Source organism: Streptomyces sp. NPDC002853, assembly GCF_053591915.1.
The window spans coordinates 31,759-50,598 of record NZ_JBSFUS010000013.1; the positions used below are offsets into that span (position 1 = coordinate 31,759).

At 69.9% G+C, this 18,840-nt stretch carries 21 protein-coding genes and 1 tRNA gene; 8 read left to right on the plus strand and 14 right to left on the minus strand.

What is annotated here, in order from left to right:
* From ACWD02_RS32395 to ACWD02_RS32415, 5 genes are all read right to left on the minus strand, one after another.
* On the minus strand, window positions 1–852 hold the full coding sequence (locus ACWD02_RS32395; RefSeq protein WP_451216918.1) for a carbohydrate ABC transporter permease: 852 nt from the start codon (window positions 850–852) through the stop codon (window positions 1–3).
* Window positions 849–1,802, minus strand: a complete 954-nt coding sequence (locus ACWD02_RS32400) for a carbohydrate ABC transporter permease (protein WP_451216921.1) — start codon at window positions 1,800–1,802, stop codon at window positions 849–851. Before ACWD02_RS32400 ends, ACWD02_RS32395 begins: the two co-directional genes overlap by 4 nt.
* On the minus strand, window positions 1,799–3,052 hold the full coding sequence (locus ACWD02_RS32405; RefSeq protein ID WP_451216924.1) for an ABC transporter substrate-binding protein: 1,254 nt from the start codon (window positions 3,050–3,052) through the stop codon (window positions 1,799–1,801). Before ACWD02_RS32405 ends, ACWD02_RS32400 begins: the two co-directional genes overlap by 4 nt.
* Before the next feature lie 264 nt (window positions 3,053–3,316).
* Window positions 3,317–3,454 carry a hypothetical protein gene (locus ACWD02_RS32410; protein ID WP_451216927.1) on the minus strand — a complete coding sequence of 46 codons (138 nt, stop codon included), beginning with the start codon at window positions 3,452–3,454 and terminating at the stop codon, window positions 3,317–3,319.
* Between the two features lie 122 nt (window positions 3,455–3,576).
* Window positions 3,577–3,972: a hypothetical protein gene (locus ACWD02_RS32415; RefSeq protein WP_451216930.1), complete on the minus strand. Its 396-nt coding sequence runs from the start codon at window positions 3,970–3,972 to the stop codon at window positions 3,577–3,579.
* Between the two features lie 329 nt (window positions 3,973–4,301).
* Here ACWD02_RS32415 and ACWD02_RS32420 point away from each other — a divergent pair, with 329 nt between their 5' ends.
* Window positions 4,302–4,610, plus strand: a complete 309-nt coding sequence (locus ACWD02_RS32420; protein WP_451216933.1) for a hypothetical protein — start codon at window positions 4,302–4,304, stop codon at window positions 4,608–4,610.
* A gap of 253 nt (window positions 4,611–4,863) precedes the next feature.
* Window positions 4,864–4,992 (plus strand): hypothetical protein, encoded by a 129-nt coding sequence (locus ACWD02_RS32425; protein ID WP_451216935.1) that lies wholly within the window; start codon window positions 4,864–4,866, stop codon window positions 4,990–4,992.
* A gap of 39 nt (window positions 4,993–5,031) precedes the next feature.
* Here the strand turns inward: ACWD02_RS32425 and ACWD02_RS32430 are convergent, their stop codons facing one another.
* The gene (locus ACWD02_RS32430; protein ID WP_451216938.1) at window positions 5,032–6,237 is read right to left on the minus strand and encodes a serine hydrolase domain-containing protein; all 1,206 of its coding nucleotides are present in this window, start codon (window positions 6,235–6,237) and stop codon (window positions 5,032–5,034) included.
* Between the two features lie 101 nt (window positions 6,238–6,338).
* On the minus strand, window positions 6,339–7,529 hold the full coding sequence (locus ACWD02_RS32435; RefSeq protein WP_451216941.1) for a hypothetical protein: 1,191 nt from the start codon (window positions 7,527–7,529) through the stop codon (window positions 6,339–6,341).
* Window positions 7,530–7,826: 297 nt separating this feature from the next.
* On the opposite strand from ACWD02_RS32435, the gene ACWD02_RS32440 reads away from it, so the two are divergent.
* Entirely contained in the window at window positions 7,827–9,470 is a 1,644-nt protein-coding gene (locus ACWD02_RS32440) for an ABC-F family ATP-binding cassette domain-containing protein (RefSeq protein ID WP_451216944.1), read from the plus strand.
* A gap of 30 nt (window positions 9,471–9,500) precedes the next feature.
* On the opposite strand, the gene ACWD02_RS32445 is transcribed toward ACWD02_RS32440, so the two are convergent.
* Genes ACWD02_RS32445 through ACWD02_RS32455 form a run of 3 tightly spaced genes read right to left on the minus strand, consistent with a single transcriptional unit; the run spans window position 9,501 to window position 11,430 of the window.
* On the minus strand, window positions 9,501–10,103 hold the full coding sequence (locus ACWD02_RS32445) for a response regulator (RefSeq protein ID WP_451216947.1): 603 nt from the start codon (window positions 10,101–10,103) through the stop codon (window positions 9,501–9,503).
* Entirely contained in the window at window positions 10,100–11,233 is a 1,134-nt protein-coding gene (locus ACWD02_RS32450) for a sensor histidine kinase (RefSeq protein ID WP_451216950.1), read from the minus strand. The genes ACWD02_RS32445 and ACWD02_RS32450 overlap by 4 nt, the downstream gene beginning before the upstream one ends.
* A 26-nt stretch (window positions 11,234–11,259) precedes the next feature.
* A complete protein-coding gene (locus ACWD02_RS32455; protein ID WP_451216953.1) occupies window positions 11,260–11,430 on the minus strand; it encodes a hypothetical protein in 171 nt (56 codons plus the stop codon).
* A 165-nt stretch (window positions 11,431–11,595) separates the two neighbouring features.
* Between ACWD02_RS32455 and ACWD02_RS32460 the strand changes: the two genes are divergently transcribed.
* Together ACWD02_RS32460 and ACWD02_RS32465 are read left to right on the plus strand one after the other, a co-directional pair.
* Window positions 11,596–12,495 carry an ABC transporter ATP-binding protein gene (locus ACWD02_RS32460; RefSeq protein ID WP_451216956.1) on the plus strand — a complete coding sequence of 300 codons (900 nt, stop codon included), beginning with the start codon at window positions 11,596–11,598 and terminating at the stop codon, window positions 12,493–12,495.
* 60 nt (window positions 12,496–12,555) lie between these two features.
* Complete coding sequence (locus ACWD02_RS32465; protein WP_451216959.1) at window positions 12,556–13,275, plus strand: ABC transporter permease; 720 nt, start codon at window positions 12,556–12,558, stop codon at window positions 13,273–13,275.
* A gap of 13 nt (window positions 13,276–13,288) precedes the next feature.
* Here the strand turns inward: ACWD02_RS32465 and ACWD02_RS32470 are convergent, their stop codons facing one another.
* Window positions 13,289–14,167 carry a GNAT family N-acetyltransferase gene (locus ACWD02_RS32470; RefSeq protein WP_451216962.1) on the minus strand — a complete coding sequence of 293 codons (879 nt, stop codon included), beginning with the start codon at window positions 14,165–14,167 and terminating at the stop codon, window positions 13,289–13,291.
* Window positions 14,168–14,298: 131 nt separating this feature from the next.
* Window positions 14,299–15,411, minus strand: coding sequence for an ABC transporter substrate-binding protein (locus ACWD02_RS32475; RefSeq protein ID WP_451216965.1), 1,113 nt, complete (start codon window positions 15,409–15,411; stop codon window positions 14,299–14,301).
* Between the two features lie 160 nt (window positions 15,412–15,571).
* Here ACWD02_RS32475 and ACWD02_RS32480 point away from each other — a divergent pair.
* Window positions 15,572–15,644: transfer RNA gene (locus ACWD02_RS32480), tRNA-Gly, on the plus strand.
* A 50-nt stretch (window positions 15,645–15,694) separates the two neighbouring features.
* Here ACWD02_RS32480 and ACWD02_RS32485 read toward each other — a convergent pair.
* Window positions 15,695–16,402 carry a haloacid dehalogenase type II gene (locus ACWD02_RS32485; RefSeq protein ID WP_451216968.1) on the minus strand — a complete coding sequence of 236 codons (708 nt, stop codon included), beginning with the start codon at window positions 16,400–16,402 and terminating at the stop codon, window positions 15,695–15,697.
* Window positions 16,403–16,519: 117 nt separating this feature from the next.
* Between ACWD02_RS32485 and ACWD02_RS32490 the strand changes: the two genes are divergently transcribed.
* Together ACWD02_RS32490 and ACWD02_RS32495 are read left to right on the plus strand one after the other, a co-directional pair.
* Window positions 16,520–17,059, plus strand: a complete 540-nt coding sequence (locus tag ACWD02_RS32490; RefSeq protein WP_451216971.1) for a CGNR zinc finger domain-containing protein — start codon at window positions 16,520–16,522, stop codon at window positions 17,057–17,059.
* Window positions 17,060–17,245: 186 nt separating this feature from the next.
* Entirely contained in the window at window positions 17,246–17,782 is a 537-nt protein-coding gene (locus ACWD02_RS32495; protein ID WP_451217644.1) for a TetR/AcrR family transcriptional regulator, read from the plus strand.
* Between the two features lie 3 nt (window positions 17,783–17,785).
* On the opposite strand, the gene ACWD02_RS32500 is transcribed toward ACWD02_RS32495, so the two are convergent.
* Entirely contained in the window at window positions 17,786–18,838 is a 1,053-nt protein-coding gene (locus tag ACWD02_RS32500) for an SMP-30/gluconolactonase/LRE family protein (RefSeq protein WP_451216974.1), read from the minus strand.
* Window positions 18,839–18,840 lie beyond the last annotated feature (2 nt).

Here is an 18,840-nt window from a genome sequence, read left to right on the forward strand (position 1 = left end):
TCAGTCGTCGATGCCCGACCGCTCCACTCCCGCCACGATCCACCGCTGGAAGAAGAGGAAGACCACGAGCAGCGGCACGATGGACACGGCAGCCGCGACGAAGAGCTCGTGCAGCCGGATCACCTGAGACGTGGTGAACGAGGACAGGGCCACCTGCACCGTCCACGCGTTCCGGTCCTGGCCGATGACCAGCGGCCACAGGAAGGAGTTCCAGGCACCGATGAAGACGATCGTGCCCACGGCGGCGAAGACCGGCCGCGAATTGGGCACGACCACCCTCCAGTACGTTCGCCAGTAGCCGAGCCCGTCGACGCGCGCCGCATCCTCCAACTCCCTGGGAAAGCCCAGGAAGTACTGCCGGAAGATGAAGCAGGCGAACGCCGAGAACAACGTCGGGATGATCAGGCCACGCAGCGTCGAGACCCAGCCGAGCGAGGAGACCAGGACGAAGCTCGGCACGAAGGTCACGGACGCCGGGACCATCAGCGTGCCGAGGATCGCGTAGAACACCTTGTTCGCGTGACGGTACGGGATACGGGCCAGGCCGTAACCGGCCAGCGAGGCCAGCAGCAGCGTGCCGACGGTCGTCGCGACGGCGATCAGCGAGGAGTTGAGCAAGGAGCGCGCGAACGGCACCGATGTGTCGTCGAAGAGCTCCTTGACGTTCCCCCAGCGCAGCGTGGAGGGGAAGAAGGTCCACTCGGGCGAGGTGATGTCGCTCTCGGAGGAGAGCCCGTTGCGGACGAGGAGGTAGAAGGGGATCAGGAAGAGGAGCGCGAGGGCGATCAGAAGCGAGAGCCGCAGCGCGCGGCCCGCCCTGACCCGCGCGTCGTCCCTCAGGTGGTCTCTCATTCCGCCTCCTTCCTGCCGAGCCCGAACCACTTCGCCTGCCCGACCGTCACCACGGCGATGATCAGGGCGAGCAGGACGGCGCCCGCGCTGCCGAGGCCGAGGTTCTGCCCCTGCCCAAGGGCCGTGTAGTAGAGGTAGACGAGCGGGGGCCTGGCGTAGGGCGGATAACCGCGGGAGTCCGAGAGCAGGTTGTAGAACTCGTCGAACGCCTGGAAGGCATTGATGACGAGCAGCAGCACGACCGCCACGGACGTGGCGCGCAGCTGCGGGAACGTGATGTGCCGGAAGACCTGCCAGCCGGGCCGCGCCCCGTCCACGGCGGCCGCCTCGTAGAGGGTGGGGCTGATCCGCTGCAGCCCCGCGAGGAAGAGCACCATGTAGAAGCCCGCCTGGAGCCAGAGCCGCACGGTGACGATGACGGCCCAGTACCAGGGCGGGTCGGTGGTCGAGAGCCAGGCGATCTGGTCGACGCCGAACCAGCCGAGGACGGTGTTGGCGAGCCCGAACCGGACCCCGTTGAAGATCGACATCTTCCAGATCAGCGCGGCCACGACGTAGGAGCAGGCCGCGGGCAGGAAGAAGAGCGAGCGGAAGAACGCCTGGGCGCGGCGCTGGCGATGGACCATGAGGGCCAGGGCGAGGGAGAGCGCGTACGTGGCGGGCACGATGAAGAGCGAGAAGACGAGGAAGGTCCACAGGCTGTCGGTGAACGCCTCGTTCCGCAGCATCTCCGCGTAGTTGCCGAAGCCGACGAAATCGCTCGGGGTGACGGTGTTGTGTGCGTCGAAGAAGCTGAGGTAGACGCTCCAGCCGAGCGGGATGTACGTGAAGACGCCAAGGCCCAGCAGGAAGGGACCGACGAACACCCAGAACCAGAGGGTGCGGTTCTGGTGGCCCCACAACTTCCGTCGCCCTGTCGCCTGTTGTTCGCGCGGGGCTGTGGTGGTCACGACTTCTTCTTCACCCGGTCGAGCTCGGCGGAGACCTTCCGTACGACCTTCCTGAGTTCGCTCTCCGGGCTCGAACCGTCCTTGATGATGCGGCTGAGGGCGTCCTGGTAGGCGCTCCTGGCGGCCGGGGTCCAGAGCAGGGGTTCGGCGTGACCGTGGTCCGTGGTGTAGCGGACGGCGTCGGCCGCCGCGCCCTTCCTGAGCTTCTCTGCCTTCTTCGCCAGGGACATGCGGGCCGGGATGTGGAATCCGTAGGAGAGGGCGAAGTCCTCCTGGCGGTCGGTGCTGTCGATCCACAGCCACTTGAGGAAGTCCTTGCCGGCCTTCTGGTGCTTGCTGCGGGTGCTGACCGCGGCGGCGTACGCGCCGACCGGCACCGCGGGCCTGCCACCGGCCCCGTCCTTCGGGAACGGCAGGACGCCGAAGTCGTCGCCGAGTTCCTTCTGCACTCCGGGCAGCGCCCACAGGCCCGACCACTGCATGGCGGTCAGTCCCTGGACGAACGCCGAGGGGTCGGACCAGTCGGCGGGCGCGCCCAGGAGCAGCGACTTGTCCGCGTACAACCGGTGGATCTTGCCGAGGGCGCGGGCGGCGGCCGGGTCGTCGAAGCCGACCTCACCGTCGGCGGTGACGAGTTCGAGGCCGGCCGCGTACAGGGGCGTGCCGCCCAGGACACCGGCGCCTCCGTCATTGCCCAGGAAGAGGCCCTTCGTCTTCTTCGAGGTGAGTTTCTTCGCGGCGTCCACGAGTTCGTCGAGGGTCTTCGGCGGGCGGACACCGGCGTCGGCGAGCAGGCTCTTTCGGTAGTAGAGCATCTGCATGTCGATGACCTGCGGAATACCCCAGATCTTGCCGTCGTACGTCTTCGGGGCGAGGACGGCCGGATTGAAGTCATCCTTGACGCCGTCGAACAGCTCGGTGAGATCGGCGACCTGCTTGCCCTGGATCTGGTCGAGGCTGGGGCCGTTGACCTCGAAGACGTCGGGTCCGGAGTCCGTGAGGAGGGCGGCCGCCGTCTGTTCGTCGTAGTTGCCGGGCCGCCACTGGACGGTGACGTTAGCCTTCTTGTAGGCGGTGGCGTACTTCTTGACGGCCTGCTCGGTGCCCTGTTCGCCGTACTGGTGATACCACTGCGACAGCTTCGGCCCGTCACCCGAACCGCCGTCATCACGGCCGGTGTTGGAGCCACATGCGCTGAGCAGCCCGACGGCCCCGCCCGCCCCGAGCAGTCCCCTGCGGCTGATGGTCATGAAAAATCCCCCTGTCCGGCGTGCGGCTGATTCCGAAGGCCCAACGATCAACCATGCGGGCGGATTACGACAGGGGGCCTCCGGGGGCGGTCCGGCCGGCCGACGTCTTCGACGGCAAGGCTCAGCACTCGCCCGATGGCTGGCCCCAGTCCCCCACCTACAGCCGGTGGGCCGGCTCCGAGGACACGCCGCGCGCTACGGCTCGGGGGCGTCTCGTAGCGGCCTCGCGCCCCGATCCCGCACGGCGCCGGTCCTCAGCCGGGGCTACTGCCCCTCGGCGGTAGCCCCGACGGGCACACGCCTGCGCTCGCGGCACGCCTTGCAGAACTCCAGGCACACCCAGATGCCCACGGCGCCGACGGTGGCGAGGACGGTGACGCCGACGATGAACGGGAAGATCATGCGATGAGCGTATCCCCCGAGTGACCCGGAGAATCCACCGGCGTCCCTTATCGGAGGTCCAGTGGTTCCCGGAGCAACCGCCGAGGTGCCGCCCTTCGCGGGCTGTGGCGGTGGAGGCGCTGTCAGACACGTGAGCGGGTCTTCTTCGCGCGTGCCTTTCTGGCTTCGCGGAAGTCCACGTAGGCAAGCGCGATGACCAGCAGCGGGGAGACGAACCAGAGCAGCGCGACGCGTAGCGCACCGTCCGTGAAGGCGGCGATCGTGAAGATCGCCACTCCGCCCACCACGAACCCGATGAACTGGCGCCAGGAGTCGAAGCCCCCGGCCGCGACCTTCACGGTGTTCATCTCGTCGTCATCGTCCTCGCCCAACTCGTCAAGTGCGGCCCTCGCGGGGCGTCTTCGCCCCTCCAACTGGGCCTGACGCCACGCGAAGAACCACCGTCCCAGGAGATAGAGGGCCAATCCGCCGAGGAGGATCCACCACTCGGTCGGGCTGTCGGGAAGAGAGCGCGCCATAGTCATGGACCCCGGTTGCCCCCGCCGCACAGGAGTAGCCGATTCCGTATCTTGGCGGCCTCGGGGCCACCGGCCGGCTGTGGCGGACGACGTGGTTCCGGCCGGAGTCCGCGGTGCCGACCGACCCCACGGATCCCTCGCGACGACACCGGTCACGTAAGACGGTGCTCCCTGGCCCCTGCTGCTCTGCGGTCTCTTGTGTGCCTGGCCGAGGAGTGGGGGGCGGCGAGCGGGCGTACGCGGCAGGGCGTTCTGGTGCCGGTGCCTCGGGTACGCGGTCGCCTGCCCGCACGTCTTGAGGCACCCCCCAATCAGGAGGCAGAGGCAAGATGACCGCAGCTTCGTCCCCCCGGTATCCGGAAGCGGAAGCCGGCCAGGCCCGGGACACATATACGGCACGTCAGACCCAGTCCGAGACGAAACCGTCGTTCAAGACCTCGGAGATGTTCGCGTACGTCGCGTCGGTGATAGCGGTTCTGATCGCTTCCCTGGCGGTCGGTGACGGCTCGGACGGGGTGGACCGATTCCCTGCCGATCAGGCATGGCTGTACGTCACCCTGCTGACCATCGGCTACCTGGTCAGCCGTGGGTTGGCAAAGAGCGGGAGCCGCGAATCGACGGACACCACACGGCGGTAACCGCCGGAGGACCACAGGCCCGCGCGGCAATCCCGCGCGGGCTCTGCCGTGTTGCCCGAGAGAACGCATCACAGTCCGGACCGCCGGCCTGCTACTGACGCCGCGGATGGCGGTGCACGTACGGCGCACCGTCGCTCAGCACCGTGATCACTGACCACTCGTGCAACCACGGGTATCCGCCTACTGGGCAGATGACGGGCTACCTGGAATCTGCGCCGAGTGCAGCCTCGCCCTCGACGGAACCCCCTCGGCGGTGACACTCCACCCGAGCAAGCCGCTCGCGTACCTGTCTCTCCTGGACACCAACCGGATCGCCCTCGTGCACGGCTTCGCCACCCGCTCGGAGCCGGACGCCTCAGCGCTGCTGCCTGCCCCTTCCTGACCGGCTCGGGCGCCGGGCCGTCGCTCGGGCGGTGAGACCTCAGGAGTGGGACGGGCAGAACTCTGCCAAGACGACCGCATCCTCCAACTCCTGCTCGCCCCAATCGGCGTTGCGGTTCATGGTGAGGACATGCCTGCCGTTCTCCGAGGCCACCGTACGGGTCGCGGACCCCGGGAGCAGACCACCGTGGCCCCAGGCCCAGCAGCCCTTCGCGAGCTTGAAGTGCCGGATACCGAGGCCGTAGACGTCGTGGGGGCCGCCATGCCCCTTGTCGCCGTCGACCGGCACCGCGTCGAGCAACGCCCGCTGCTGGTCCGGGGGCAGGAGTTCGCCGCCGAGCAGCTTCGACAGGAAGGTGTTCACGTCGCCGACCGTCGAGATGATCTGTCCGGCCGAGAAGGCCACCGTGGGACTGAACTCCGTGACGTCGTAGACCTGCGCGTTCGGTGGGTCCCGGAAGAGCGTGGAGTAGTGCGTCGCGTGCGGTGTGGGCACCTCTGGCGAGGCACCGGGCACATGGGTGCCACGCAGGTCGAGCGGCTTGATGACGAGTCGCTCGACCGCCTCCTTGTAGGAGCAGCCGGTGACCCTCTCGATGATCATTCCGGCGAGGACGTAGTTGGTGTCGGAGTAGTCCCACTTTCCCGGCCTTCCGGGCCTGCTGCCCTGCTCGGGCTGAAAGTTCGGCGGGTGGGCGAGCGCGATGTCCACAAGGTTCGTGGGCGTCCACCTGGCGTAGCGGTTCTTGTCGAACTCCCCGCCGGCATACTTGGCGCGGAATCGTTCGTCCGCGTTGTAGTCGAAGATCCCGCTCGTGTGGTTGAGCAGGTGCCGCACGGTGATGGCCTCGGGCCTGTAAGCCTTGCCGCTCACCACCCCGGGCAGCCACTTCTCGATGGGGTCGTCCAGCGACAGCCTTCCCTTGGCCTCGAGCTTGAGCAGCACGGTGGCCGTGAAGGTCTTGGTCACGCTCGCGATGCGGAACTTCTCGCGGGTGCTGCGCGGGTGTCCGAGTGATGTGTCGGCCACTCCGGCCCGGCCGCTCCATACCTCGCGGCCGTCGCGGACTTGGGCGATGACACCGGGAGTGCCCTTCTCCACGATCGCGTTCAGTGCGGTCTGTGTCCTGGTGGGTAATCGTGAGCTGCCGTGGCGGGAGTCGGCCACGGCAGGAAGGGCGGCGAGAAGCGATGCCGCAACCGCGAGGGCGACGAGCCAGGGACGCGATGACGTGAAATTACTCATGGCAAAAGCTGACCAGTCACGCCGGCGGCGCACTATCGGGGATGCCCCGGAGATCGCTCAGGGGCGCGACTCAGGGACTCCTCAGGGATGACCGCAACGCTTCAGCGCTTCAGGCTGACGATCACCGATCTGTACAAGGAGTTGGGCCCTTGGGAGACACTGACGGAGCCGATGCCGAGGATCTTGTCGTCGGTACCGGGGACTGCCGTGATGGCGTCAAGTCGTAGTGACTGCTCGGAGTTGGACTTGATGCCCTTCGTGCTCGGCAGCTCCGGCCGAGTGATCCCCCTGCAGTCGCCGTCCGCCGTGAGGTAGCGGCCGGTGCCGAGCACCTTTCCGCGCTCGCCGTCGCGGATCGCACGGCCTCGGTCGGCGCACGGCCCTTTGGCTTCGGGCAGCTTGAGCCAGCGGGTTCCGTCCCAGCGGAGGCGGATGTCCGCGTCAGCGGGCTCGGGATGCTGCTCGCCGTGGTTGAAGGTGTGCTCGCCGTAGACGCGGACGTCGTCCCTCGCCCGTGAGACGACATCGGTGAGCAGGGCCTGCGCCTCGGGTGGCGAAGGAGCCTGGAAGTGGTAATCCGGCATGCGTACGGACTTCCAGGCGCGGCCGTCCCAGTGTGCGGCGGCGGGCTGCGTGAGCTCCGGCCCTCGCGTACTGTCCTCGTCGACATTCTGGTGGCCGACTGCCCAGAGGTCGTCGGGCGCGACGCCGTCGAGCGCGACGGCGATGACCGGGAGCTGCATGACCGTCCAGCGCGTGCCGTTCCAGTGATGACCGGTGCCTTCGTCTCCCAGGACCCAGATGTCGTCCGCGGCGAACGCCCTTACGTCGGTGGCTCGGTGGCCGTCGGGAACCTCGGGCAGGGCGGTCCAGCGGGAGCCGTCCCAGTGGGCCGTCCGCGGCGCGTTCAAGTTCTTCAGGCTTGCCGTCAGGAGAAATCCGCCGGAGTCCACCGGGTCGAAGCGCCCCTCGTAGACGCTGTCGCCGAACGCCGAAGGCATCGGGCGGCGCTGCCAGTGCTCGCCGTCGTAGTGCAGGAGGAATCCGTCGTTTGCCGCGTCGTCACCGGAGACGCTGACGGTGCGGGTGGCGTTGCCCGCCACCCAGATGTCGTCGCCGGCTGTCGCCGTCACATCGGACAGATGCCCTGTGCCCGCGTCGTCGAAGACCTCGTCGTACGTCCACTCCATGCCGGAGTCGGTCCCCGCACGTATCGCGACCACGCCTATGAACAGGAGCAACAGCGCGATCAGCGTCACGTTGACCTTGACCATGCGCGCGTTGACGTCCATGCCCCTCCCCCGACACCGTCAATCCCGGCCGCGGGCGGTGGCCGCACAGCGTACTGCGGCAGGGTGCACGCCCGGCGGCCGGTACGACGGCCCTGCTAATCTGATCGTTATGGCACGAGGTATCTGGTCGCAGAAGGTCCGCTCCGCCCGCTGACGGCGGCGCCTTCTCCCTGTTGAATTCGCCGCCGTTCCGGTTCCCGCCGGGCGGCTGCCTCTTGCTGCCCGGCTCCACTGCGAGCTGCGGAGCATCTGTTGAACCCCTCTCCTCTCCCCCGTTTCCCCGTTCTCCCCGAAGCCGTGTCCCAGCCCGTCGAAGCGGGCGCCAGTGCGCACGTCCGCGCCCAGGGCCTCGCCGTCACCCGTGGGTCCCGGCGTGTCCTGGACGACGTCTCGGTCACGCTGTCCGCGCGGTCACGTATCGCCGTCGTCGGCGAGAACGGCCGGGGCAAGACGACGCTGCTGCACGTCCTTGCCGGACTGATCGCGCCCGACGAGGGCACCGTGCACCGGGCCGGGACGATCGGCCTGGCCAGCCAGGAGCTGTCCGTGCGCGACGGGGAGACCGTCGGCACCCTGACCTCGCAGGCGCTGGCGGCCTCGCTCGCGGCCCTCGCCGCACTGGACGAGGCGACCCTCGCCATGACCGCGGGCGACGCCTTGGCCGACGAGCGCTATGCCGCCGCGCTCGACGCCGCCACGCGGCTCGACGCGTGGGACGCCGAACGCCGTGTCGATGTGGCCCTGGAGGCGCTGAATGCGTGCACCGACCGTGACCGTCTCCTGTCGACGCTGTCGGTCGGGCAGCGCTACCGGGTCCGTCTCGCGTGTCTGCTCGGCGCGCGGCACGACATCCTTCTGCTCGACGAACCCACCAACCACCTCGACGCGGGCGGCCTGGACTTCCTGACCCGCAGGCTGCGCGAGCACGACGGCGGCCTCGCTGTCGTCAGCCACGACCGGGCGCTGCTGCGCGATGTCGCGAACCGCTTCCTGGACCTCGACCCGTCCCGTGACGGCAAGCCCCGCCTGTACGCCGGCGGTTATGAGGCCTGGCAGCACGCCCGGCGCCGCGACCGGGAGCGCTGGGAGCAGGATCATGAGGAGCAGCAGGCCGAACACCGGCGGCTGCATGACGCCGTCTCGGCGGCCCGCGACCGGCTCTCCACGGGCTGGCGGCCCGACAAGGGGACCGGCAAACACCAGCGCCAGTCCCGCGCCCCCGGCGTCGTACAGGCGCTGAAGCGGCAGCAGGACGCTTTGGAGGCGCACCGGATCGACGTGCCGCAGCCCCCGCCGATGCTGCGGTGGCCGGACCTGGGTGTCCGGCGGGGCACGCCGCAGCTACGGGCGCACGGCGTCGCGGTCGAGGGGCGGCTGGGCGAGCCGGTCGACCTGACTCTCGACGGCGGTGACCGGCTTCTCGTCACCGGGCCCAACGGCGCCGGGAAGTCCACGCTGCTCGCGGTGCTCTCCGGGTCCCTCGCACCCACCCACGGTCACGTGCGGACGGCGAAGGGCGCCCGGATCGTCCGGGTCACCCAGGAGACGGCCCAGCAGGACCCCGGCCTCACCGCTCACGAGGTGCACGCCCGTCATGTGGGACGGCTGGTGGCCGGCGGAGCGATCCGCGACGCCGACGCCGTGCCGCTCGGGGCACTCGGGCTGCTGGACGCCGACGCGCTGCGCACGCCGGTCGGGCGCATGTCGCAGGGCCAGCAGCGGCGTCTCGACCTGGCGCTCGCGCTGACCGGGCGGCCCGGGTTGATCCTGCTCGACGAGCCCACCAACCACCTGTCGGCGACGCTGGTCGACGAGCTGACCGACGCGCTGCGCGCCACGAGTGCCACCGTGGTCGTCGCGACGCACGACCGGCAGCTTCTGCGGGACCTCGCGCACTGGCCGCGTCTGGAGGTGGGCAGGCCTCCGGGCGCCGGCGTCTGACGCCGCCCGGCCCGGACCCTCCGGGCGCCGCTACAGCCAGTCGTGTTCCCGCGCGTAACGCGCCGCTTCGTGCCGGGTGCGTGTCTGGGTCTTCTGCATGGCGTTCGAGAGGTAGTTGCGTACGGTGCCTTGCGCCAGGCTGAGGCGGACGGCGATGTCAGCGACGGAGTACCCCTCACCGGTCACACGCAGCACGTCGATCTCCCGGTCGGTGAGGGGGCAGTCGTCGACGACGGCGAGCGCGGAGACGTCCGGGTCGATCCAGCGTTTCCCCTCGTAAAGTGTGGCGATGACCGACGTGATGTGCGCGGGCTCCGCCGACTTGCTGACGAAGCCCTGGACGCCCAGTCTCAGCGCCTTGCGGAGCACCCCGGGCCTGGCGTGGCGGGTCAGCATGAGGATCACCTGGTCCGGCTGTGCGCGGCGGATCTCCGCGACGGCGCCGAGGCCGTCCACGCCGGGCATCTCCAGGTCGATGACGAGTACGTCGGGCCGGTGGAGCAGGGTGGCCTCGATCGCGGTTGCGCCGTCATGCGCTTCGGCGAGCACGGTGATGTCCCCTTCGAGCGGCAGCAGTGCCGCGAGCGCCTTGCGGAGCAGGGCCTCGTCGTCGGCGAGCACCACGGTGGTCATCGGTCGTCCTCCCGCGCCACGAAGGGCGGTGTCGCTGATCCGGGGCGGGGGAAGGCGGCAGCCGTGACGAAGCGCCCGTCCGCCTGTTCCACCGTCAGTTCGCCTCCGTTGTCGCCCACGCGTTCCTTGAGGGTGGCCAGGCCGCCGAGCTTCGGCAGGGGCCCCGTGGGGGCACCGTCGTTGACGATGGTGATGCCCGATGCGGAGAGAGTGATCCGCACCCGTGTGGCTTCCGCGTGGCGCAGGATGTTGGTCGTCGTCTCACGGAGCACCTGGCCGAGCAGCCCGTTGACCCTCTCGTCCACGTCGGCCTCGCGGTTGACGCGTACGCGGATGCCCGCGGCCTCGAAGAGGTTCTTCGCGTTCTCCAGTTCCACGGACAAGTTGAGTCGCCGTTGTGCGTAGGCGAGCTCCTTGGTCTGGGTGATGGTGTCGGTGACCAGGGCGTGCACCTCGCGTAGTTCCTCCTGTACGCGCGCGATGTCGCTGTGCACCAGCTTCTCGGCCAGCGTGATCTTCAGTTTCACCACGTGCAGGGTGTGGCCCTGGATGTCGTGCAGATCGCTGGCGAAACGGACGCGTTCCCTGATCACGGCCAACTCGGCGTCGCGTTCCCGGGACTGCTCGATGACCCGGTAGAAGCGCTGGTTGACGAACATCAGGCCGGTGGCCGCCACCGTGATGCCCGTGGGCAGAAGGACGTAGAGGATCAGTACGCGCAGGACGTCGTCCGGCGCTTCGAGCAGTTTCGCCGCGCCCACCCCCGCGATGAACGCACCCAGCCCCAGGGTCGCCGCGCCTCGGTGGCGGGGCAGCTGGGAGATGAAGTAGGGGCCCACGATCGTGAGGCCGTAGCAAGCCGTGCGGCTGTCGGTCACCAGCACTCCGAGCACCCACACGGCAGCGGCGACGATCAGGCAGGGCAGCACGACGCGGGAGGTGTCGCCCGCGGTCCACCGCTCGACGACCACCAGGCCCGCCACCACCCCCAGGGTCAGGACGGCGGCCTCCCCCCAGGTCCGGGCATCGACCGCCACCAGGACCGCGCCCACGACGGCGAGCGGCGGGATGAACATCGTGAGGTTGACGTTGCGCAGCCGTCCCTGTGTGGTCCGGGCGTGCTCGGGCACCGTTTGTGCCGCCCGGAGGGCCGGCCTCACCGGTCGTCGTCCGCGAGCGGAGCAGACCACTGGCTGTTCCGGGACCACAGCTGCATGCCGTCAGGATAGGGGCTCACGCCGGGGCAGGAGAGGGCGAGCGCCGCGCTGACCAGGGGGAAGACGGTCGTGAAGGCCGTCAGCGCAGGGCGCGGGAGCCTGGATTGCATGGGCGGGTCTCCGAGGTCGGACAACAGCGTCTGCCCGCAGTATTCGTCCCGCTCCGGGGGCGGCACCAGTGACACCGTGTCATGCGTGTGCCCCGAGAAATGTCACGGCTCGGTGGTGACACCACGCCCCTGCCGGGTCCGCGTGCGGCGGGCTGAGATGGACGCATGACCTCGACACCAGTCATCGACGTTGACCGTCTCAACCTCAGCTACGGCGACTTCCACGCCGTGAAGGACCTGTCATTCCAGGTGCACAAGGGGGAGCTCTACGCACTGCTCGGCACGAATGGAGCCGGCAAGACCTCGGCTTTGGAGACCATCGAAGGCCACCGCACGGCAACCTCGGGCACCGTACGGGTGTTCGGGCAGAGCCCGCTCGACCGGCGCTCCGTGCGGCCCCGGATGGGCATCATGCTGCAGGAAAGCGGCTTCACCCCGGATCTGACGGCGCGGGAATCGATCCGGCTGATCGGCAGCCTCTCGCAGCGCACGGACCGGGTCGAGCGCGTACTGGGCATCGTCGACCTGACGCACAAGGCCACCACCAAGGTCTCCCAGCTCTCCGGCGGCGAGAAGCGGCGTCTGGACTTCGCGACCGCCGTGTACGGAAGCCCCGAGCTGGTCTTCCTGGACGAGCCGACCACCGGCTTGGACATCCAGTCCCGTGACGCCCTGTGGGACGCCGTGGACAAGCTGCGCGAGGACGGCTCCACCATCGTGCTCACCACGCATTACCTGGAGGAGGCCCAGCAGCGCGCCGATCGCGTCGGGCTCATGCACCAGGGCACCTTCCACCAGGAAGGAACCGTCGCCGAACTGACGCAGACCCTGCCCGCCGCCATCAGCTTCTTCCTTCCACCCGCCGCACCCGCGCTGCCGCTGCACGCCACGAGCGAGAGCGAGAGCGACGGAAGGGTGCTCGTCAAGACCTTCGACCTGCAGAAGGATCTGCACCTCCTGCTCGGCTGGGCGCACGCCAACGCGGTGGAGCTGCGCGAACTTCAGGCCGGACCGACACGGCTCGACGACGTCTTCCGCGCCATCGGCACGACACAGAGCCCGTAGCCCGGCCCGCGGTTGCCATAGAACCTCCCCTCGGAACCTCCCCAGAAGAGGACACTCACGATGCTTTCCATCGCCCTGAGCGAGCTCATCCAGATCTTTCGGAACCGGTTGGTGCTGCTCAACAGCTTCCTCATCCCCGTGGCCGTCTGCGTGTTCTTCGTCTACAAGCACGAGACCTTCGCCGACCTGCGCAGCCTCGGATACATCGCGGCCGTGGTGCTGTTCACCGTGTCCGCCTTCGGGCTCTACGCCTCCACGGTGACCACGCTCGCCTCGCGCCGCCAGACCCTCTTCCTCAAGCGGCTGCGATCCACACCCGCGGGCGACGCCGGCATTCTCACCGGACTGGTGCTTCCGGTCACGGCCCTCGCGCTGGTCCAGGTGGCCGCGATCCTCGCCGTGCTGGCCGCCGTCGCCGGCAAGCCGGACAACGCGCTCCTCCTGGCGGCCGCGGTGTTCTCGACCGTGGTCATGATGCTCGCCCTGGGGCTGGCCACCGCGGGCCTGACCAACTCCCCCGAGCATGCCCAGGTGACGACGCTGCCGATCAGCCTGGGCGCCATCGCCGTCGCCAACTGGGTGGCCATCACCGGGACCGAGGAGCTGACCCTGCTCAAGCGGCTGCTTCCCGGCGGCTCGGCCACCGAACTCGTCCTCAACGCCTGGAACGGCGGCGTCCCCGTGGCCGAGTCCCTGCCGCTGCTGCTGCCCACCCTCAGCTGGGTCATCGTCTCCGCCGCCCTGGCCTCCCGTCTCTTCCGCTGGGAACCGCGCCGGTGAGCGGACCGCGGAATCACTGAGCCGGCTGAACCTCGCGCAACCGGTCCCGCACCTCGGGCAGTTGACGGAACCCGGCCGCCCGGTAGGTGGCGACGGCTCCGGCGTTCGAACTCGGCGTGCAGACCATCGCACTGGAGGAGCCCATCTCCTGGAGGGCCGCTGCCGCGGCGACGCTGATCGCCGTGCCGTAGCCATGACCGCGGTGCGCCATGTGAACGCCCATCGGCTCGAGGATTCCCGGCCTGCCCGGACCGGCCGACCACACGGCCACCGCCGCCACAGCGTCGCCCCGATCGTCGTAGGCGACCAGGGAGCGAGCGGTGGCGTACGGCAATCCGGTCGCCACCGACTGCCATTGCTCGCCCGAGAAGCTCCCCCCGTCGAACGCCGCCCGGAGTACGGCGGCGAACACGTCGGCCCGCTCCGGACCGACCGCCTCGATCCGAACTCCAGGAACCTTCACCGGCTCCGTGAGGTCGCGGCGCAGCGGCGTCCACGGCTCGTCGGTGCGCCAGCCGTCCTCGGCCAGCAGCTCCTGGACCAGCGCGTCCATCGGCGCCTCGATGTTCGCCTCCCCGTCCGGGAGTACGCCACGCTCCGACGCGGACACGTCCCGCACCAGCTGCCGCGCGAGCTCCTCGTCCTGCCGGGCGTCCGGCGCGATCGTCAGCCGCAACAGTCCTGGGCCGTCCAGCAGCCCGACCGCGAGGATCCGGCCGTTCCGGCTCCACGTGCGGACCGCCGCTGCCGTCGCTTTCGCACCCGACCGCCAGAACCAGCCCAGGTCCCCCGGATGCAGTTGCATCGGCGCCCCTTCGCACTGCCACTCCCGCAGCACGCCCACAGCCTCGCTCAGCCCGTCGGCTCCCGGCACGCTCAACAAAATCGCCATGCCCGCGATCACACATCACCGGACCAACTGCCGCACCTGGTTTTCGACCGACGGGAGCCGTGATCGCGCGGAGTCAACCTGCCTGTCATACGGGCCAGTTGTGCGACCGGCGCGCGACCGTCTCCTCCCGCTCAGCCGGTGCGGAGGACCCGAAAGCGGCCGGGTTCCGCCGGGTCGCGGTCGACCACCTGGATCGGCGTCCGGGCCCACTGCCAGACACTGATGCCCGGCGCGCGGGAGAACTGGATCTGCCCGCGGGTCCCTTCGACCGCGACCCGCGGCCAGGACGCGGCGATGCGTGCCCGGTCCGCGCCCTGGGAGCGCAGGACTTCGGCCAGGACGGCGACGCTGTCATACCCCTCGAAGGCCACGAAGGAGGGTGCTTCGTCCATCCGCTCACGAAGGACCGTCTCCACGCGTACTCCGAGCGGGCTCAGGCGCTCGGGCAGGTAGCGAAGGAAGGGGACCGCGGCGCCGTCGTCGCCCAGCAGCGCCGCCCATTCGGCTAACTCCGGCTGCCCGGCCGGAGCACCGAGCTGAATCTCCGCGAGACGGGAGTCGTGGCGCACGGCCCTGACGATCGGTACCGCCGGCTCCGGGTGCCCGACCAACAGCAGGAGTGCGGTCGCTGCCTGGTCGACGAGTGCGTCGCACACGGCCGCGGGAGCGAGCGCGCTCATGTCGAGTTCGATGACGGTGCCGCCGCGTGGAGCGAGGTGATCCCGCAGAATGTGTGTCCCGGATGCCCAGTAGACACTCGGCTGGGTCGCCACGGCGATGCGGCGGTGGCCCGCGCCGAGCAGGAAGTCCGCATAAACCCGCCAGCCTCGGGACTGCGGCGGGGAGAGGCGCGCGACCCATCGCGTCGGCTGGTCGGTGAGCGCGTCGAGAACCGCCGACGAGCAGAGGTACGGCAGACCGAGTGCGTCGGCCCGGCCGGCAGCGGCGCGAGCCACGACGCTGTGGTACTCCCCCACCACAGCGGCCACGCCCAGGGCGGCCAGTTCGTCCACGGCCGCCACGGCTTTCCGCGGGTCGGCGGAGGTGTCCCTGACCACGAGTTCGAGCGGCTTACCGACGATCCCGCCGGCGTCATTGACCTCGCGGACCGCCAGTTCGAGTCCGGCGAGCAGTTGGCGGCCCGCCTCGACCCAACCGGGCCGCGTCAGAGGGACGAGAGCACCGACCCGAACGGACGGCCCGTCAGCCCGATCCACTCCGACCGGCGATGGTGACGTACTCATGCGCGGGCGCCTCCCGTGTGGCGACTCGACCGAGGCTCGGCGATCATGCCGGACATTGCATCCGCTCCGCCGTCCAAGGGCAACCGATTTCCGCCACCGCCCCTCGTAGGTTATAGTTGATCTTGAGCCTGCGGCCGGAGAACTCCCGGTGACGGGCCCGGCGTTGGTCGTCCAAGGAAAGACGCCCCGCTTCCTGCGGGGAAATGCAGGTGCAAGGCCTGCCCAGCGCTCCAGGCGAAGCCCCGGACTCCAGTACGGCGTCCGGGGCTTCTTGCTGCCCCCACTACGCCACCCTCAGCGCGGCCGCCAACTCCTCCAGGCTCTCCACCTGCCGGTCGAAGGTGTCGGTGCCGCGCGGCGGATCCCCCACCGGCCGCCGCACGTAGGCCGTCCGCATCCCCGCGGCCTGGGCCCCTCGCAGGTCCCACGCGTGCGCGGCAACCATCAACACCCGCTCAGCCGGACACCCCGCCGCCTCGATCGCGAGCCGGTAGACCTCCGGCGCGGGCTTGTACGCCCGCACCTCCTCGCCGGACAACGCCTGATGCCAGCGCAACCCCGCGTACGCGTTCAACCGCAGCAGCACCCCCCGGCTGGCGTGCGACAGACCCAGCACCGGAAACCGACCCGCGAGCCGCGCCAGCCCGGCGACGGAATCCCCCCACGGCTTCAGCCGCTGTGATGCCTTCGCCAGCCGCCCCACGGCCACCGGATCGCTCAGCCCGGCGTACTCGGCCACGCGCTCGGCCGCCTCGCGGTCGATGACCTCACTGTTGGCATACGCCCGCACTCCCTCCCCGATGCGCCGTTGCTCACGCTCGACGTGCTCCCGCCAGACCGTGAGCAGACCTTCCACGGACGCCCCACCGGACGCCCCGTCGGCGGAGGCGGGCAGCGCCTCGTACAGGGCCGCCCGCAGCCCCCCGGTCTCGTCCACCATCGTCCCCAGTACGTCGAAGACGATCACCTCGACATCGTCTGTTCCTGGCATCCGCTCTCCTCTTCACGGCAGTGGGGGCGCACCGCGTACCCGAACCCTGTGCGTACGTCACCGGCTGAACAGGTGACGAGTCTTGCTCCATCTCGCGTCACCGGTCAAGATGGTGACGTGCACTTCGCCTTCGTGAGCGGCAACCCCGCCCTGGACCTGGTCGCCACCGTGGAATCCCGCCGTGACCAGCCCTGCGACCTCCTGGCCACGCCCGGGGACCTCGAACAGTGGGTGGTGGCCTGCGACGAACTCCCGGATCAGGTCAGCGCCGACGCCGCGGCCCTGGCCGACGCCCTGCGACTCCGCGAGGCCATCCACCGGCTCGCCCTCGACCGCATGCACGGCCGTCGCTACGAGCCGGCCGGTCTGGACACCCTCAACACCGTTGCCGCCGGGCCGCCGCCCGCTCTTCACCTCGGCGACGCGGGCATCCGCCGTACGGGAGATCTCGCCTCCGCGCTCGCCCACATCGCCCGTCGCGCCATCACCCTGCTCGCCGATCCCCACACCTGCCTCAAGGAGTGCGGCCGCCCGACCTGCACCCGCCTGTACCTCGACCGCTCCCGCGGTACGCGCCGTACCTGGTGCGGCATGCAGGCCTGCGGCAATCGCGTCAAGGCCGCCGCCTACCGAGCCCGCAAACACACCACTCAATGAGCACGACCACCTGAGCACGACCACTCCGGGCCCGAGGCTCAAACGCAGGGGGCGGGGCGGCGAAGCCGGACAGAGTGGGCGTACTACCCTTCCAGCGTGACGAACCCCTCCGCACCCCATGGCGCGCGGTCAGCCGCCCGTGACAGCGCGGCCGGCGCGACCCGTCCGGCCAACCAGGGGCGACGGGTGGCGGCACGCAATCGCGCCGCTCTGATCGCTGCCGCCCGCGAGGTGTTCGCCGAGCAAGGTCTTGACGCACCGCTGTCCGCCGTCGCGCGCCGCGCCGGGGTGGGCCAGGGCAGCCTCTACCGGCATTTCGCCGACCGGGTCGCGCTGGCCTCGGCCGTCCTGGACGAGAACGTCCAGCAGATCGAACAGGCCGCGGACGAACCCGACGCGAGCCCGGCGAGCGTCCTGGGGGTGGTCACCTGGCACCTGACCCGTTCGACGGCGTTCGTGGATCTGCTGCGCATACGCGGCGCCCGGGGTGACGGTGAGCAGGCCCGAGCACTGGCCGGGCGCGTCCACAGCGTCCTCTCCCGCTGCCTGCCCGCCGGGCACCGGCTGTCCGCCGATGACGCCATGCTTGCCGTCGCGATGGTCTCCGGGGCCGTGACCGGCCCCACCCCCGCCGAGCGGGAGCGCCGCGCTCTCGCGGCCTGGCGCCTGCTCGGCGTCGAGGTGGGGCCGTTGCGGCCCGTCGAGACCGACCCACAAGTATGAGCGTCAGCCGCCGTTGGACTGGCGGATGCCGTCGGCGAGCGCGGTGAACCGGTAGACGTACCCGCCGTCGGGGCCGCTCACGGTCATGTAGGCCTTCCTGCCGCCCGGCGTGATGGCGACATTGGTCGCCGACTCCAGCCCTTCGGCGGCCTTGGCCGGGACTTCGACGGTGGCCAGCCGCTCGCCGTCCGGGCTGAAGACGGCCATGGCCGGTCGCCCGTGCAGCGCCTGGTACAGGTTGCCGTCGGCGTCCACGGCTATGGAGTCGGTCTGGGCCACGCCCGCGTCGACGTGCACGGCCTCGTGCTGCGAGGTCACGGTGGTCTTGCCGGCGTCGAGCAGCAGGTAGGAGATGGTGTTCTCGGCGAGTTCGCTGATCCACAGGCCGTGCAGTTCGGGGTCGAACATCACCCCGTTGGGATGGGCGAGCCCGTCGGCCAGGACGGTGGCCTTCTCACCGTCGCGGTCGATGCGCACGATGCGCCCCTCGGCCTTGCCCGGCTTCATGCCGTGCAGGTCGCTGACGTACAGGTTGCCCTCGTCGTCGAAGGCGATGTCGTCGAGGTTCATGGCTGATCCGTCGACCTCACCGGAGAAGAACGTGCGCGGGTTTGAGCCGTCCGGCTCGGTGCTGACCACGGACCCGGTGTAGTCGGTGAGATAGAGACGGCCGTCGTGGGGGCTGATCTGCGCGGAGGTGTAGGCGCCGGTCTTGTCGGTGTAGACGCCCTTGTGTTTTCCGGTGGCCAGGTCGACGGAGATGACCTTGGGTTCGCCGGCGGGTGCGGTGACGTCCACGACGTACAGGGCGCCGTTCTCACGCAGGAGCGGGCCCTCCAGGAGGGTCCTGCCGGTGGTCTCGTGAGGGTCGGTCACGTGCGCGACCTGCGTGGCGCGGATGGTCCTGCCCTCGCCGGACGACGCGGGGCGCGAGGCCGGGGCGCCGGAGGTCTGGGTGCCGCATCCGGCCAGGGCCAGCAGGCTGCCGGCGGCCAGAGCGGCCAAGGCGGCGCGCCGGCGGCGGTGGGGTGCGGGGTGGAGTGTGGGGTGGGTCATGC

Excerpts from the sequence above, each read along its gene's own strand:
- ACWD02_RS32395 (WP_451216918.1), bottom strand. The coding sequence starts at position 852 with ATGAGAGACCACCTGAGGGACGACGCGCGGGTCAGGGCGGGCCGCGCG.
- ACWD02_RS32405 (WP_451216924.1), bottom strand. The coding sequence starts at position 3,052 with ATGACCATCAGCCGCAGGGGACTGCTCGGGGCGGGCGGGGCCGTCGGG.
- ACWD02_RS32410 (WP_451216927.1), bottom strand. The coding sequence starts at position 3,454 with ATGATCTTCCCGTTCATCGTCGGCGTCACCGTCCTCGCCACCGTCGGC.
- ACWD02_RS32415 (WP_451216930.1), bottom strand. The coding sequence starts at position 3,972 with ATGGCGCGCTCTCTTCCCGACAGCCCGACCGAGTGGTGGATCCTCCTC.
- ACWD02_RS32420 (WP_451216933.1), top strand. The coding sequence starts at position 4,302 with ATGACCGCAGCTTCGTCCCCCCGGTATCCGGAAGCGGAAGCCGGCCAG.
- ACWD02_RS32430 (WP_451216938.1), bottom strand. The coding sequence starts at position 6,237 with ATGAGTAATTTCACGTCATCGCGTCCCTGGCTCGTCGCCCTCGCGGTT.
- ACWD02_RS32435 (WP_451216941.1), bottom strand. The coding sequence starts at position 7,529 with ATGGACGTCAACGCGCGCATGGTCAAGGTCAACGTGACGCTGATCGCG.
- ACWD02_RS32445 (WP_451216947.1), bottom strand. The coding sequence starts at position 10,103 with ATGACCACCGTGGTGCTCGCCGACGACGAGGCCCTGCTCCGCAAGGCG.
- ACWD02_RS32455 (WP_451216953.1), bottom strand. The coding sequence starts at position 11,430 with ATGCAATCCAGGCTCCCGCGCCCTGCGCTGACGGCCTTCACGACCGTC.
- ACWD02_RS32460 (WP_451216956.1), top strand. The coding sequence starts at position 11,596 with ATGACCTCGACACCAGTCATCGACGTTGACCGTCTCAACCTCAGCTAC.
- ACWD02_RS32465 (WP_451216959.1), top strand. The coding sequence starts at position 12,556 with ATGCTTTCCATCGCCCTGAGCGAGCTCATCCAGATCTTTCGGAACCGG.
- ACWD02_RS32470 (WP_451216962.1), bottom strand. The coding sequence starts at position 14,167 with ATGGCGATTTTGTTGAGCGTGCCGGGAGCCGACGGGCTGAGCGAGGCT.
- ACWD02_RS32475 (WP_451216965.1), bottom strand. The coding sequence starts at position 15,411 with ATGAGTACGTCACCATCGCCGGTCGGAGTGGATCGGGCTGACGGGCCG.
- ACWD02_RS32485 (WP_451216968.1), bottom strand. The coding sequence starts at position 16,402 with ATGCCAGGAACAGACGATGTCGAGGTGATCGTCTTCGACGTACTGGGG.
- ACWD02_RS32500 (WP_451216974.1), bottom strand. The coding sequence starts at position 18,838 with ATGACCCACCCCACACTCCACCCCGCACCCCACCGCCGCCGGCGCGCC.